At 48.6% G+C, this 16,916-nt stretch carries 8 protein-coding genes; 6 read left to right on the forward strand and 2 right to left on the reverse strand.

Annotated elements, in window-relative coordinates; genetic code table 11:
* A partial coding sequence (locus tag DDZ15_RS05100; RefSeq protein ID WP_199222889.1) for a glycoside hydrolase family 78 protein occupies positions 1 to 5,425 on the reverse strand: 5,425 nt, incomplete at its 3' end.
* 446 nt (positions 5,426 to 5,871) lie between these two features.
* On the opposite strand from DDZ15_RS05100, the gene DDZ15_RS05105 reads away from it, so the two are divergent.
* From DDZ15_RS05105 to argJ, 6 genes are all read left to right on the forward strand, one after another.
* On the forward strand, positions 5,872 to 6,429 hold the full coding sequence (locus DDZ15_RS05105; RefSeq protein ID WP_109645791.1) for an ECF-type sigma factor: 558 nt from the start codon (positions 5,872 to 5,874) through the stop codon (positions 6,427 to 6,429).
* Between the two features lie 92 nt (positions 6,430 to 6,521).
* A complete protein-coding gene (locus DDZ15_RS05110) occupies positions 6,522 to 9,047 on the forward strand; it encodes a serine/threonine-protein kinase (RefSeq protein WP_109645793.1) in 2,526 nt (841 codons plus the stop codon).
* Positions 9,048 to 9,168: 121 nt separating this feature from the next.
* Positions 9,169 to 10,044 carry an acetylglutamate kinase gene (gene argB, locus DDZ15_RS05115; protein WP_158278621.1) on the forward strand — a complete coding sequence of 292 codons (876 nt, stop codon included), beginning with the start codon at positions 9,169 to 9,171 and terminating at the stop codon, positions 10,042 to 10,044.
* Between the two features lie 79 nt (positions 10,045 to 10,123).
* Positions 10,124 to 11,374, forward strand: coding sequence for an aspartate aminotransferase family protein (locus DDZ15_RS05120; protein ID WP_109645797.1), 1,251 nt, complete (start codon positions 10,124 to 10,126; stop codon positions 11,372 to 11,374).
* Positions 11,375 to 11,554: 180 nt separating this feature from the next.
* Positions 11,555 to 12,592 (forward strand): N-acetyl-gamma-glutamyl-phosphate reductase, encoded by a 1,038-nt coding sequence (gene argC, locus DDZ15_RS05125; protein ID WP_109645799.1) that lies wholly within the window; start codon positions 11,555 to 11,557, stop codon positions 12,590 to 12,592.
* A gap of 85 nt (positions 12,593 to 12,677) precedes the next feature.
* On the forward strand, positions 12,678 to 13,889 hold the full coding sequence (argJ, locus tag DDZ15_RS05130; RefSeq protein WP_109645801.1) for a bifunctional glutamate N-acetyltransferase/amino-acid acetyltransferase ArgJ: 1,212 nt from the start codon (positions 12,678 to 12,680) through the stop codon (positions 13,887 to 13,889).
* Between the two features lie 704 nt (positions 13,890 to 14,593).
* On the opposite strand, the gene DDZ15_RS05140 is transcribed toward argJ, so the two are convergent.
* Positions 14,594 to 16,528: a calcineurin-like phosphoesterase C-terminal domain-containing protein gene (locus DDZ15_RS05140; RefSeq protein WP_109645805.1), complete on the reverse strand. Its 1,935-nt coding sequence runs from the start codon at positions 16,526 to 16,528 to the stop codon at positions 14,594 to 14,596.
* Positions 16,529 to 16,916: the final 388 nt, after the last annotated feature.

Raw genomic sequence — 16,916 nt, forward strand, 5'->3', positions numbered from 1 at the left:
CATCGGGATCCGTGTCATTGGCCAGCAGGCCGGTGGCAGCATCCACAATCAAATCTGTGCCCGGCCGTGTTGTGTAACTATCATCGTTGGCAACCGGAGGCTGGTTCTCCACAGCAATGGTCACGGTGCCTGTTGCAGTAGCCGTCCCGTCAGTGATGGTATATGTGAGGGTTTCGGTACCTGTAAACCCTGCATCCGGTGTGTATTCGAATGACCCGTCGGTGGCAATATTTATTACCCCGTTTACCGGTGCTTCGATCGACTGCACGGTAAGCGGGTCCCCATCGGGATCCGTGTCATTGGCCAGCAGGCCAGTGGCAGCATCCACAATCAAATCTGTGCCCGGCCGTGTTGTGTAACTATCATCGTTGGCAACCGGTGGTTGATTTGCTACAGTGGTAAAACTCCAGACCGTACTCCAGTCGCTTTGGCCGGCTGCATTGACCGCCCTCACCCTCCAGAAGTATCCAGTGGAATACGACAGTGCCGGAGCCTGGAATTCCGTGGCAGCTATTCCGGTCTCATTGACCGCGGTGCTCGAAAAGTCTGAGGCCGTGGACACCTGGATATCATAGGTTTCTGCATCGGTGGACGCCTGCCAGGTAAACAGAGGCGATACCGATACATCTGTTGCCCCATCAGCCGGTGAACTCAGCGTCACTACCCCGGGTGGACTCAACGGCTCGGCTTCGGTCGTAAAGCTCCAGACCGTACTCCAGTCACTTTGCCCGGAAGCATTAACCGCTCGTACTCTCCAGAAGTGCTGGGATTCGTAGGCCAGATCAGAAACGGTCAGTTCTAAAGCCGTGATTCCGCTTTGATCTATAATGGGTGCAGCAAAGTCACTGGTCAGTGATACCTGCACGATATAGCTGGCTGCATCAGTAGAGGCTTGCCAGCTAAGCGTCGGACTGATGGTCACGTCGACTGCTGCGTCACTAGGTGCACTTAGGGTCACAACACCCGGTGGGCTTAGCGGCTCGGCCTCTGTGGTAAAGCTCCAGACTGTACTCCAGTCGCTCTGACCGGATGCGTTTACCGCCCGGACTCTCCAGAAGTAGCCGGTTGAATAAGCCAGCTGCGGCGACTGAAATTCCGTGGCAGCAATACCGGTCTCATTGACCACGGTGCCCGAAAAATCTGAGGCCGTGGATACCTGGATATCGTAGGTTTCTGCATCGGCCGAGGCCTGCCAGGTGAACAGTGGAGCAACTGCTACATCGGAGGCGTTATCGGACGGGCTGCTCAGTGTGACTACTTCCGGCGGACTTAGTGGTTCAGCTTCCGTGGTGAAGCTCCAGACCGTGCTCCAGTCGCTTTGTCCCGCTTCATTCACAGCACGGACCCTCCAGAAGTAGCCGGTTGAATAGGCCAGCTGCGGCGACTGAAATTCCGTGGCAGCAATACCGGTCTCATTGACCACGGTGCCCGAAAAATCTGAGGCCGTGGATACCTGGATATCGTAGGTTTCTGCATCGGCCGAGGCCTGCCAGGTGAACAGTGGAGCAACTGCTACATCGGAGGCGTTATCGGACGGGCTGCTCAGTGTGACTACTTCCGGCGGACTTAGTGGTTCAGCTTCCGTGGTGAAGCTCCAGACCGTGCTCCAGTCGCTTTGTCCCGCTTCATTCACAGCACGGACCCTCCAGAAGTAGCCGGTTGAATAGGCCAGCTGTGGCGCCTGGAATTCGATCGCGGTGACCCCGGTTTCATTAACCACCGTGGAGGAAAAATCTGAAGCTGTCGATACCTGGATCTCATAAGTTGCCGCATCGGCCGAAGCCTGCCAGGAGAACAGCGGAGCGACCGCCACATCGGTGGCATTATCGGACGGTGTTGCCAATACAGGAGCATTGGGTGCCGTAAGTGCGCTTTCAACCAGAACGGTGCCGCCGAATTCGGACGTATTTCCGGTTGACGAAATGGCCAGTGCCGTAACCTGATCTCCTTCTGAAATTAAATCATTCGCTGTCAGCGATACCGCAACTTCTTTTTCCGATCCAAAGTCCGCTGTTTCATATTGTGCTGAACCTAAATAGACCTCTCCCTGCCTGTTTCCACTGTTTTTGTAGAATTCTATGCGAAGCGGATAATCTGAGTTGGCGGGATCTGACGGAACAGAGAACGTGGACGTCAGTTGAGAGACTGCACCATCATACACTGCCGATGTCAATACCGGAAAGTTCTGCAGGTTGTTGGGTCCTGTTACGGAATCATCAGCATCATTATCCGTGGTACCGTCGCCCCCCAGGTCAATACCGGTAGTCAGATTTCCAAAAATAGAGTTACCTGAAATGCGGTTGTTTAATGAATTATTATCCACAACGGTGACCCCGCTTTCATCGATTTCACCGTTACCGGCGATGATGTTTCTCAAACCGGCCCCGGTTTCATCCAATCCGATGATATTGTTGCTGGCACCCTGCTGTATTTTTATCCCATCACTGAAGTTCCCGGTATCCGCCTGAGGCGCACCATTCAGATCGGTACCGATGAAATTACCCTGAATGACGTTTCCGCTGGCGGTACCGCTGATTAGAACTCCACCTCCACGAAACAATGTGGCATTAAATATCCCGCCATTTCCGGATATCAGATTCCCGAAAGACGTGTCGTCACCGCCAAGGGTATTGTTCACCGCATCTACAAGAGCTACCCCGGAAAACCGGTTGGAAACCTTTGTCACTCCATCACTTCCCAACCCTATGATATTTCCCGTAACCACATTCCCTGTACTTTGAGACCCATTGATTTCAAGTCCATTGCTGTCGTTGCCGGACAACACGTTTGAATTAATCTGGTTATTGCCGGACTGCTCAATTCGAATGCCGTCTCTGAAGTTCGGTATTCTTGACGTTGTGAGTGCGTTTGTCCCAACCCTGTTGGCTGATACATTGTTGTTCGAAGTGCCGAAACCCAGGATATCAAATATGTATATTCCGTTTCCGCCATTTCCGGAAATAAGGTTATCAACAATCTCGTTTCCATTGGGACCATTGCCCAAACGGATTCCATCCACTTCATTTGGAATGGCTGTATTTCCTGCCAGATCCAGTCCGATTATATTCTCCTGTAAAACATTACCCGTTGCACCTGCAAGTTGCAGAAATATCCCTGAATTATTTCCTGATATCAGATTTCCTACAATTTCATTATTTGGAACATTGTCAATAAAAACGCCTGCTGATCCATTCGAAGCAGCAGCATCACCCGATGATGTTGTTCCTATAAAGTTATCTACTATGCTATTTCCACCGTTTTGTTGAATCTCAATTCCATTTCCTGAAAAATTATTAATCACCAATGCCAAAACGTTTGAATTACCTCCATTCAGTTCCAATCCCGAGGCCGTTCCCGCATTCGTTCCGTTTATCTCAATAACAGGAGTCGGTTCAAGGGATCCGTCAAAGTAACCCGGCTGTGAGGTTCCGTTAATGGTAACCGGTTTATTCAGAGTTGGTAGCGGTGAATTGGGTGCTATGGAATAGGGCGGGTCGCCTGGTATATTGAATTGAATGGTTGAAGCCTGAGGAGAAAAGTTTGATAGCGTCATCGCCTCTCTTAGCGATCCGGCTCCCGAATCGTTGGTATTGGTTACAACGAATAGAGAAGTTCCGGTAACAGCGGCCGATAGCTCAGACGTGTTCCCGGCTGCATCCGTTGCAGTTGCCACAAGCAGATCTCCGTCACCGAAATCACCCGGTGAAGGCAGCGTAATCGTGACAAATTTATTGCCGCTGCTGTAATCCGTCGACGTATAACTATCGGACCCCAGATAGGTTCTTGCCTGGGTGAAATCCGTACTTGGCCGGAAAAACTCAACCCTGACCGGATAGGCTGTATTTGCAGGGTCGGAATTAAGTGAATAAGTAATGGAAAGCTGGTCACTGCTCAGACTATAGGCAGAGATGTCCGGAGAGTTCTGCAGATTATTCGGTCCGGAATCCGTATCCAGGTCATCATTTTGCGTAATGCCGTCGCCGGCCAGGTCGATCCCGATACCGCCATTTGCATAAATTTGATTGCCCAGAATTGAATTGTTCAGCGACAGAATACCGCCGGAATCTGTCACTTCCACCCCATCGAGGGTATTGTTGGCAATGATATTTCCCTGACCTGCGAGCGTACCGCCGATAAAATTACCGCTGCTTCCTTCAATATCGACCCCACTTCCACCGTTTCCGAAAGGATCCCCCGAACTGTTTAATCCAATTCTGTTGCCAATTACCGAATTTCCGGTACCGCCCTCAAACAGTACGACACCCGTGCTGCTGTTACCGGCTATAATATTTGCAGAGCCGGCTGTTGTTTCACCAATTGTGTTGCTGTTATTCTCTCCCCATAAAAATACACCAGCGGTGTTGCCAAGATCTGCTGTTTCTGAGGCGTTCAGTCCAATAATATTGCCTTCGATATCGTTGGATTCGACGGGTGCTTCAAGGCTTCCCTGCAGGTAAATGCCGTACAAACCATTCCCTGAGACCAGGTTGCCCTCACCCGCGGCACTGCCCCCGATTTTGTTTTCGGTTGCTCCAAACAGCAACAGTACACCTGCCCTCTCATTTGGCAATGCTACGGTACCGGTTACATCCGTTCCGATATAATTTCCCTGAACGGTATTGCCGGTGGGGAGAATGCGATTGTCTGGAGAAAGAAAACCACTGGTAATTACAATCCCGCTTCCACCTTCATTCTGTCCGTCCACCTGTTCAAAAAATGCCCCGGAAATAACATTTCTTTGTGCCGCAGTACTGCCTCCAACCGTATTATTGGACGATCCTCTGATCTGCAGATTAAACTTGTTTCCGGCTGAGGCCGATCCGTCCGAGGTGGTTCCGATATAGTTGCCCTCAATCACATTCTGTCCGCTGCCCGCCTCCAGGTCAATCCCGATATTATTGCCCGAAATCACATTCCTCTGCGATGCGTTTGTACCGCCAATTTGATTACCTGTTGTGCTGGTCACGCTGATACCGGTTCCGTTTCCTGCCACGTTTCCGTCTGCGTCAAGACCGATGAAATTTCCCTCTATTGTGCTGCCTCCACCCACCAGCCGGATTGCAAAACTATCAAAGTTAATAATGGAGAGACCTCTCACGATGCTGTTATCTGCAGAATTGGTGAAAACCAGAGCAGGAGTATCCGTTGTTAAACTGCCGTCAAAAACAATGACCGGGGCACCATCCGCATATCCAGTCTGGGTTGTTCCGTCAACAGTAACCGAATTCGTGAAGGATGTATACTGAGATTGTGGCTGAATCACATGCGGCCCGGTTCCAGTGATGTCGAATGCAATAATTGCCGGATTTGCGTCTGCATTCACCTGATCAACGGCCCACCTGAATGAACCGGTACCCGAATCATCCGTATTGGTAACGGTATACGTATTCTGTGCAACGGCCGCACCCATCGTTGTGAGAACCATTGCTAACAGGAGTGCAAAAGATCTCACTAACTTTTTTGAAATGGTGACTGCATACTGATTACTGAGACTAACAGACAAATTTGTCATCTTATTATATGTTATGATCTGGTTAACACACGAAACGGAAAGGTGTAATATCACTGCTCAACCCCTATACCTACATGCGGGAAAAACTCCTGAATCATATCACGCTGTACAGCCAAATTTTAAAAAGAGGAACCCTTTTAATAAAAATCCTTCATTATATTAGAAACCTATAGTACTATTTTTCAACTGTTTATATGCACATCATTGAATCGGAATAATTATTAATACCTATCTGTACAGCCGCAGTTTGTTAATCCGTGTAATTTTTTTACTATGGAAATCGGGTTAGCCGATTATTCTTAATAGGGTTGGCATCCGTTTTCGCAGATTGAAAATTGAGTATTCATCAAAAGGCCATTATGGAAATTACACAGCTGCTGAAGCGAGTCGGCAAAGGAGATCAGGCTGCATTTGAGGAGCTCTATCCGATGGTGTATGAAAAGCTGAAGAGACTCGCACAGGTTCAGCTAAACCGAGAATATCAGACGCATACGCTATGCAAAACCGAGCTGGTTCATGAAGCGTATGAAAAGATGATTGATTATCCAGATCCGGACTATCAGAACAGAACCCATTTTTACGCCATTGCGGCCAAATCAATGCGCCAGATTTTGGTTGACTATGCCCGCAAAAAAAAGGCCCTCAAACGCGGCGGTGAATACTCAATCCAAAATATGGACATGCAGGAGATCCATATTGAAAATCATGCCGAGCAAATAATTCTTTTCGATGAGCTTCTTGAGGAACTTAAAAAGCTGGATGAGCGAATGGCAGCTGTGGTTGAACTCCGCTTTTTTGGAGGCTTAAGTATTGAAGACACCGCCGACAGCCTGGGCATCTCACCCAGCACCGCAAACCGCGACTGGCTGAAAGCAAGAGGATGGCTCTATGGTAAATTACAGGAGCAGTCGGATTGATTGAAAATTAAAAATGTGCGTTGACTGATACAGTCACGGATTTTTTGTCGCAATATTCTATATAAGACAGTTTTCCATGTAAATCCGCTTCGATGGAACCTAAAAACTGGCATACCATAACGTCGATCGTAGATCAGGCACTTGAACTGCCTGAGGAGAAACGTATGGATTTCGTTCAATCGGTTTGCAAAAATGACGAAGAAACCCGTATACAGGTAGAACGCTTTTTAGAATCGATCAGTAAATCGGAGGGGCTTTGGAGCGATTTATTGCAATCCAACCGGATTTTAGCAGACGATTATATGTCAACCAAACCCGGTTTCTCTGATGATGAGAGCGTCAATCCGGAAAAAATTGGCCGCTATACAATATTGGACAGGATTGCATCGGGCGGGATGGGGCATGTTTATCTTGCGGAGCGGAATGACGGACAGTTCTCCCGAAGGGTAGCCATCAAGGTGCTGCGCAACGAACTGCATTCTGATAAGAATATTGACCGATTTTACAAAGAGCGGCGCATTCTTTCATCTCTGGAACACCCGAATATCGCCAGGCTCTATGATGGCGGAATGACCGAAGATGAACGCCCCTACCTGGTAATGGAGTACGTGGATGGCGTTCCCATCCACAAATACGTCCGTGAAAACGACCTGTCCCTTCATGATATTCTGGATCTTTTTGAACAGGTGTGTGAAGCCGTTCGCTACGCACATAACCACTTCGTAATTCACCGCGATCTCAAACCGGATAATATTTTTGTAACCGGGGAAGGAACCGTCAAGGTCCTGGACTTTGGCGTGGCCAAACTGGTGGATCCCGCAAATACCGAATCGTCCGTTTCGCAGGATGAAAAAAAGGAACTGATTCTTTCACTTCTCTATGCTGCGCCCGAACAGGTGCGGCAGGATAAAATTACGGCCGCTACGGATGTGTACATGCTTGGCGTCGTACTCTATGAGCTGTTCACCGGCATTCAACCCTTCGCAAAGACGAAAACATTGAGCTTTGCAAAAGCATCAAACGTGATTGCGGAATATGTCCCGCCGCCACCCTCTCTAACCATGGATTCCAAACTCCTTAAGCGTGATCTGAGAGGCGATCTGGACGCCGTGGTCGGCAAAGCGATGCAAAAGAAACCGGACGATCGGTACCAATCCGTGGATGCCTTTTTGACCGACCTTGATAACTACAGGAGACACCGTCCGGTTTCAGCCAGGTCATCTACCCTCTCCTATCGTTCATGGAAATATGTGAACAGAAACCGGCAGCTTGTCGGAACCAGCAGTCTTTTCCTGGTTCTCATCACATTTTTTCTGGTTTACCATATATCACAGCTTACCGAAGAGCGAAATATCGCACAGCTGGAGGCTGAAAAAGCACAGACGGTAACCGCCTTTATGACCGATATCTTTTCATCTGCAAATCCAAGCCGGAATTTTGAGGATACTCTGACGGTCTTTCAACTGCTCGACCAAGGTATGCAAAGAGTTGATAACCTGAACAGTCAGCCCGCACTTCAGTCCGATCTGCTGGTTGCAATGAGCGGGGCTTATTCCAAACTGGGAAGCTATGAACAGTCTGAAAGACTGATCCATCGCGCGGATTCACTGGCTCAGACTCATTTTCCGGACGATGATGTAAGACAGGTAACCATAGCCAATCAATTGGGCTTTTTATATCTGGCCATGAGGGATTTTGAATACGCCAACTACTTTTTCGAACGTTCATATGGGCTTCTTGATCAATTAACTGAAAAGGATTGGCGACTTCTTCGGAGCACCTATAGTGGACTTGGCAGATCACGCACCCAGATCGGAGACCCGGAGGATGCCGAACATTGGTTTCATAAAGCCATGAAAATAAATGATGAATATGGAAATACCGCAACTAACAACCGGACTATCAAAACAGATTTAGCAATGAATCTTCGCGCTCAAAATCGTTATCGGGAAGCGGAAGAACTTTATACGGATGTTCTGGATGGACTGAAAGAAAATAATATCGATGACTATGAAGATTTGGTAATCACCTTGAATAATCTGGGATACCTGAATCGCGTATTGGAGCGCTATGCAGAGTCTGAGGAGCACTACCGGCGTGCACTTCGTACAGCAGCAGATCTGTATGGGGAGGACCATCCCCACATATTGATGATCATGAACAACCTGGCTGGAACTTTAAGCGCTCAGGAAAAGCATGAAGAAACACTGGTGGTCCTTGAAAACAAAGCTTCTCTCACCCAACAAAGATTTGGGGATCACTGGCGAACCGCCCGTGCAATCAGTGTGATCGGCAGATTTCATTTTCAGAGAAAAGAGTTTGACAGGTCATCTGAAAAACTACTTGAAAGTGAGGAGATGTACCGGGACGTGTTTGGGAATAACCATTTCTGGACCGGATATGAAAATCTGTACCGCCACATTGCCCTGAAAAATGCGGGTCGTTTTAATGAACCGCTGACCGATTTGCCGGCCTTTCAGGCGATGGTGAGGCATCGTAACACATTTACGTATCAGGACAGTACATCCATCGCATATCTTATTGACCAAACTGAAAAGCATAGTTCTGCTGTCATGGAAGAAGATCTGAAGGAGTTGAAAGCTCTGCTCAATCGCTGAGAAGCAGGGTGTTTTCATTTTTAAATAGTAAAATGATGCAGATCTGCGGTTAATTCGAATAGGTGATCCTTTTCCTTATCTTTAGCCACTCATACGCAGCTATCACATTTATTCCCTGATCGTGACCCAACAATCTGTCCGGAAGACGGATAAATCCACACCCATAATCTGCATCAAGGTAGGCGGCAACGCTCTTGTTGATGAAAGCACCAAAAAATCCATCATATCCCAGGTTTGCGATCTGCATCACCGTGGCTTTCATCCCGTTATTATCCACGGCGGCGGCATTGAGATCCAGCAGCTGCTGGATGATACGGGCACAGAATCACAGTTTATAGGCGGCCACCGCAAGACGGATGCGCGCTCTATTCGATATGTAGAGATGGCCCTCAGCGGTGCCGTAAATAAGGAACTGGTTGGCCTCTTGAATAAGGCTGGTGTGAAGGCGGTTGGCATTTCGGGCAGGGATGCCGGCATGGTGAAAGCCAAAAAGCGAAAACACACCGAAAACGGTGAGGAATTCGATCTTGGATTTGTGGGCGACGTTGATGTTGTAGATACGTCCCTGGTACAAACCCTTACCGCAGCCGGGTACCTTCCGGTGATCTCCCCTGTGTCGGCAGGTGAAGACGGCCACAGCTTTAATATCAATGCCGATATGTTTGCGGGTCATCTTGCCGGTGCACTTCAGGCTGACAAATTTATTGCACTCACCAATATCGACGGACTTCTGCGGGATGTAAAAGATCCAGACTCGATCATCGAGAGCCTGACCCCGGCCGAAGCACGGTCTCTTTTCGGATCTGTAATTCAGGGTGGCATGATCCCAAAAATAGAAGCCTGCCTGATCGCCATTGAGAAAGGCGTAAAATCAGCCCACATCGTCAATGGAACGAAAGAGGGGAATTTATTGCGTATATTCAAGGGCACTGACAAAGTTGGAACCACAATCAGTAAAAATTCCAAATCCCAAATTCCAAATTCCAAACAGCCTTAATGGAATGAAGACATTGGAATTTGGTGCTTGTTATTTGGAATTTCATTTGATTCACTTTAATAAAATCGAATTTTAAACCATGCCAACAAACATCCCCGGCAAAGTATTTAAGGCTGCAAAGACCCTGATCGGTAAGCAGCCTGCTCAGAAAAAAGCTGAAAAGTATCATTTTGATCTGTATAAACGATACCCTCTGACCCTTGTTAAAGGAAAGGGATGTAAAGTATGGGACGATGAGCACAACGAGTATATCGACGCCCTGGCCGGCATTGCTGTCAATAGCCTGGGCCACAGTCATCCGCGAATCGTAAAAGCCATTCAGAAGCAGGCCGGCAAGCTCATCCACGTATCCAATTTTTACTACAACGAACCCCAGAGCAACCTGGCCGAGAAACTTGTAAAAATGTCCGGACTCGACCGCGCATTCTTCTGCAACAGCGGTGCGGAAGCCGTTGAGGGCGCCATCAAGCTGGCCAGAAAGTATTCCTTTAATAAAGGAAAGACGGGAACCATCCTCTCCATGGAAAACTCCTTTCACGGACGAACACTCGGTACCATTGCCATGGGCAAGGACAAGTATCAAAGCGGATTTGCCCCCATGCCCTCCGGTTTTGAGCGGGTTCCCTTTAATGACGCGAACGCTCTTGAGGATCGGGTGAATGAACATACAGTTGCAATTATCCTCGAACCCGTGCAGGGTGAAGGAGGAATCCGGCCTGTGAGTCAAGAGTATCTGAAAAAGGTACGTGAGATTTGTGACGAGCATGATATTCCCATGATTTTGGACGAAGTGCAATGCGGTATTGCGCGGACCGGCAAAATGTTTGCCTATCAGCATTACGATGTGAAGCCCGACATTGTGGCTTCCGCCAAGGCACTGGGTTCCGGCTTCCCGATCGGGGCCGTTATTGCGCGCGAGCAATTTGCGAAAGCATTCGATTATGGAAACCACGGCACCACCTATGGCGGGAATCCGCTTGCATGTGCCGCTGCGCTTGAAACCCTGAAAGTGATCGAGGATGAGGATATCTGTGACATGGCCAGGGTCAGAGGCGAGTACATGATGACCCGCCTGCGCGACCTTTCCATAAACTGGCCTGCCATTCGTGAAGTTCGCGGACTCGGACTGATGATCGGCGTGGAGCTCTCCTTCCCCGGGGCAGACGTTGTTGTGGAAATGATGAAACGGGGCGTACTTTCAAACTGCGCATCCGATGTGGTAATCCGTCTCGTACCCCCACTCATTATGAGCAAGGAGGAGATCGATAAAGTGATTGAAGTGCTTGTGGAATCGATCAAGGAAGTGGAAAGAGTGAAAAGGCAGAAGTGAAAAGTGAGAAGTGAAAAGGCAAAAGATGTTAGCAGTCAGTTCTCAATTGGTTGAAAGGTGCTATCGAATAGTGCGATACCTATTTAGGCTTCCAACCCTTTTCACTTTTGCCCTCTGCCTTTTCACTCACTACACAATACTCATTACTCATTACTCATTACCCAATACTAGTTTTCCCCCATGCCCAAATTTAAAGTAGGAATCGTCGGCGCAACCGGATATACGGGATCAGAGCTTCTGAGACTCTTAATCCACCACCCGGACATCACCATTGAATGCGTAACCAGTGAAACGCATGCGGGCAAACGTATTACCGACATTCATCCGCACCTTCTTGATATTTCTGACATCAGGCTTGAATCTTCCGATAATATCAGTGATTACGACCTGGATCTTGTATTTCTGGCCCTTCCCCACGGTGTATCCATGAGCTTTGTGAAGGAACACGGTTTAGATAAATTTCTTACCGTTGACCTCTCCGGTGATTTTCGATTACCCAACAAGAAAGTGTATGAGAAGTGGTATAAAAAGAAGCACGTGGCAGAAACGTACTTTGAGAATGCCGTTTTCGGCCTGCCGGAACTTTACCGGCATGAAATCCGCAACGCACGGCTGGTGGCAAATCCCGGATGTTACCCAACCTCGGCTATCCTGCCGCTTACACCGCTCGTTAAATATGATATGATCCAGACCTCCGGAATCGTTGTGGATTCCAAGTCGGGAGTAACCGGTGCCGGTGCGAAAGCCAAACCCGGAACGCATTTTCCCGATCTTTTTGGAAATTTCTCCGCCTATGGACTCACAAGCCACAGGCATACACCTGAGATCGAATCCGTCATTCACAACTACACGGGTTACACGACCGAAGTGCTGTTTTCACCGCATTTGCTGCCGATCGATCGGGGGATCCTCACAACAACCTACTCCACGCCCAAAAAAGAGGTAAGCAAAGAGATGGTTGAAGAGCTGTTCTACTCGGTTTTTGAAAAAGAACATTTTATCAGGGTTGTCGACCGTCCGCCACTGCTGAAGCACGTGCGCGGATCAAACTACTGCGATGTGCATGTAACCTATGATGAACGCACCAATAAAATTATAACTGTATCCACTATCGACAACCTTATGAAGGGTGCTGCCGGTCAGGCCGTTCAGAATATGAATATCATGTTCGGGCTGATCGAATCGACCGGATTGCAGCACATTCCGTTAAATCCATAATAAGCCATAAGCGGCAAGCAACAAGCCGCAGGGTAATCGAACCTGTAGCCTGTAGCCTGTAGCCTGTAGCCTGAAACCTGATATCATGCTTAAAAACATCACCCACGTCCGCGGTTTTACCTGCTGGGGCGCCCATATGGGAATCAAATCCAAACGTCGAGACCTGGCGCTGATCTATTCGGATGTACCTGCTTCTGCAGCAGCCGTATTTACACGCAATGTGGTGTGTGCGGAGCCGATCAAACTCAGCAGAAAACACATTAAAAACGGTAAAGCCCAGGCTTTTGTGATCAACTCCGGCAATGCAAATGCATGTACGGGTACAAAAGGCATGGAAGGTGCCGTGGCAATGGCCGAAACAACAGCAAAAGAGTTGAAGATTCCGGTCAACTCAGTGATCGTAGCTTCCACAGGTCTGATAGGGGAGCCCTTCCCTACTGACAAGGTGCTCAGTGGGATACGGGAAAGCGCTAAGAAACTTTCAAGCCGTGACATTGCGGGCTCACTGGCTGCCAATGCGATTCTAACCACAGACACCTTTGCCAAAGAAGGATTCACGTCCTTCAATATCGAAGGAATAGAAATAAACATGGCCGGAATTGCGAAAGGGTCCGGGATGATTCATCCCAACATGGGTACCATGCTGGGGTTCATTGTTTGCGATATTGCGATAACTTCAAAATTGCTTGATGAGGCACTGCGAACAGCCGTCGATAAATCATTCAATATGATCACTGTGGACGGGGATACCTCTACGAATGATATGGTATCTGTGATGTGCAACGGCAAAGCGGGCAACCCGGAAATAAATAAGAAGGATGCCAACTATGATCTGTTTGTATCCAACCTGACGGATCTTTGTGCGCACCTGGCACGATTGATTGTTTCCGACGGGGAAGGATCCACAAAATTGATCGAATACCGGGTGAATGGAGCCAAATCGGAAGAAGATGCGAGGCAAATTGTACGCACCGTCTCCAATTCCAATCTGGTGAAAACAGCCATATTCGGTTCGGACCCCAACTGGGGACGAATTATCGCTGCGGCCGGACGAGCAGGCGTTAATTTCGATCCGGACAAGCTGGATCTCTTTCTGGGAACCGAAATGAACAGTTTATATCCGGTTCTTAAGCAAGCCCAGCCTGTTGAGGGTGTACGAAAGAAACTGCTTAAAGTGATGAACTCCTCCACCATTATCATCGTGGTCGACCTGAATCAGGGTGATGAGGAAGCCGTTGGCTGGGGCTCTGACTTCTCGTATGAGTATGTGAGAATCAACGCGGAGTACACTACGTAGAGGGTTCACCGCAGAGGCGCAAAGGGCGCGGAGAAATATGTATAATGCTTCATCGGATGATTTCGCGTCATTCGATGAAACATATCCTTGCAATGTACTGTAATTGTTTGCTTTGATGATTCATCGGAAAAGGCTATGATTTCAAAGGTCATTAACTCGAGATATCTGCAATACATGGTCCCAAATAAAAAAAATCGTTCGGAAATTAACATTGATGAGGATTCCCTCACTGATGAGCCATCAATTGCGCATAGATTTTTTTATTCCGTATATGCAATCATATTGGGGATAGTTCTCGTTCAGGTCATCTTTTTTATTTTTAACCCTACGGGATCTGTCATCTTATTATTTGATAACATCCTCTTTCTGGCATTCCTTGCAGTATGTGCAATTCTAGGATGGTTCTCGGGAGTAAATTTTATTGCCAGACTTAAAAATGAGATCGGTAAGTTTTGGTAAATCTGCCTGGCAGCTAATTCAAAAAGCGAGTACTTGTGGCTTTCCCAGAATTCCGACAATGAATCTGCCCCTCTCAGGAATCATTGCCCCAACAAACTCATCCGATCACGTGAAGTGATGGGATGAGGTCCCCTTCATCGGATGAATTCGCTTCATCCGATGAATCCCCGGACTTACACCTAACCATCATTTAAAGCGCCGCTTTCTAAATTTCCGGGTGGCATTTCATATCATGCAAGAGAAACTTAATCCCAGAGCTCATTTCGCCAGTATCGTGGCGGGTGACTCTCCCTGACTTCGATGGTTATTCTGTCTGTGCTGACTTCTCCGTGCCGGTCTGTAATCACAACTTCAATCGGATGCACACCCAGCGGCAGTTCGGGAAGCTGAACCCTCCAGAGATGCATATTACTTAACGCAATGGAGCTTTGAGGCCGGGGAGCAGCAGGTCCCATATTCGATCCGCGGAACAGTTCCTGGCCCTGAGCCCGCTCCGGTCCCATGGTACTTTCGTAGGCATAACGCGCTACGGAAAGCTGCCGGGCAGCCGCAAACGGGTCGGCCCATTGCGCACCCGTTTTGGGAGACTCCCCCTCACCGCTCTGCGTACGCTCCATGGTTAAACGCTGATCACCAGGTAAAATAGCTTTCACTTCCGTCTCAGCGGAACCTGCCCAGACATTGACCGTCAGCCAAACTCCCTCCTCAATGTCGCCGGGAGTCACTATTTTTGTATCGGGCAAATCATTGATGGAATACGGAGGAATCGGATTGCGGTTTTCCGCACTTGATCTGTTCCATTCTATAATGCGGTTAAACCACTGTCGAAAAGCAGGTGTATTCACACCGATCCAGTGTCCTCTTTCAGGATCGACCCCCGCGCCTACATACCGCTCTCTGTAATCCGCACCTGTAAATTCCACATGCAGATACCCCATGGGTGCACCCAGCCGCATCAGCGCCATGGGAACGCCTTCAACGGTAAAGTCACCCTGGTACCAGGCACCGGAGGCTGCTCCCGCAATGATATGGCGGAACGGCAGAGGACCTATGCCGGTCTGTTCCGTCCAGCCGTTAAAAAGCTGTCCGGGTGAGTGATTTTCCATTGTGTGGGTATGCCCCGAAAATGACAGCGCTTCGTGGTTTTCCAGAATGGCGTGCAACCGGTGAAGCTCATCCGTCTGGTGCTGACCGCTTGTACCGTCTGCAAATGAGATAAGGGGGATATGCGTATTTACAACGATTAAACGATCTTCCGGGGTACGCTGAACCAGTTCGTCAAGCCACTGAAACTGGGTCTCCGTAAGACGGCCGTTATAGGTAGACCTGCCCTGCCCGCAGTGTGTTCGCCCCATGGCAACATCTTCTTCTCCGCATGGGTAGTACACGTTGTCGAGCACGACGAAAAGTACGTTCCCCATTTCAAAGGCATAATAGTCAGGCCCGTAAATCCTTCTCCAGCTGTCTGCCTTGTCGGCATTGGTACGGGCATCAAAATCAATATCGTGGTTACCCAGTACCATCCACTGCGGTACATTATTCACCGAACCGAGCTCCAGAATACGGTCAAGCAGTCCCAGATCGTCCCCCACTACATCACCCAGGTAGAGCATGCAGTCTCCGGGTTTCAAACCGTTATCCAGAATATCGGAAAGCGCACCATCGCGAAGCCATGATACCTGCTCATTGGAGTATGTCTGCGTATCGCCCAGCACTGCGCATGTAAACTCCTCACCTGCAGCGCCATCCCGGTGAAGCGGAAAGTTAATTTCAGAAGGTGCCGGACCCGTATCCGGAAGCCCGCCAAAACGCATGTCGTATCCTGTTCCTCCCTCCTTGTGAATGTAGAAGAATTGCGGAACCATCCGCTGATCGGTCGGAACACGCCAGCCGGATGGCTGCACAATGGTGAGATTCATGTCCTCCCTCACTCCTATTTCGTACCTGCCCGATTCATCCGTAGACGTCCAGTTCAGTCCGTTTGAAACCAGCACGTCCCCGACACCGGGTTCTCCCCTATCTAACAATCCGTTTTGATTCAGATCATTGAATACCACTCCGGATATTTGATCCCCGCCCGCACCTGCCCCCACGACTTGAGGCTTGCCGTACCAGGGTTGTGCGTTAACTGTTAAAGGGAGAATCAGGGAGAGACAGATCAAAAATGAAATCCGTTTCATGGCATTAAAAGAGGTTAAATGAGGATTGAAAGGTGAAATAGTACAGGCTCGTTGCACGTCATATACTTGTATACATGCATTATAAAATATAACACAGAGAGGAGAGAATGGCGGTTAACAAAAAATTATCATTTTTGTTAATACGGCCATCGGGCAATTCAAAAAGTTTTTTTAACGTCCCGAAGTCCAGGGGCAAAGTACGATAGGAACATTTGTTCGATCATCACCGGTTGAGCGCACCTTCATCCGATGATTTGCCGCCTGACTCAATAAGCAATTGCTTTCAGGAGGGATTGCGGTACCTGAATAGCTATAATTGGCCGGTTCACCAGTTCTTTAATACCTCTGACGAATGATTAACTCAAAAGAGTTGCAAAGTTGACACTGA

This window comes from Rhodohalobacter mucosus (assembly GCF_003150675.1).
In the GTDB taxonomy this organism is placed as follows: domain Bacteria; phylum Bacteroidota; class Rhodothermia; order Balneolales; family Balneolaceae; genus Rhodohalobacter; species Rhodohalobacter mucosus.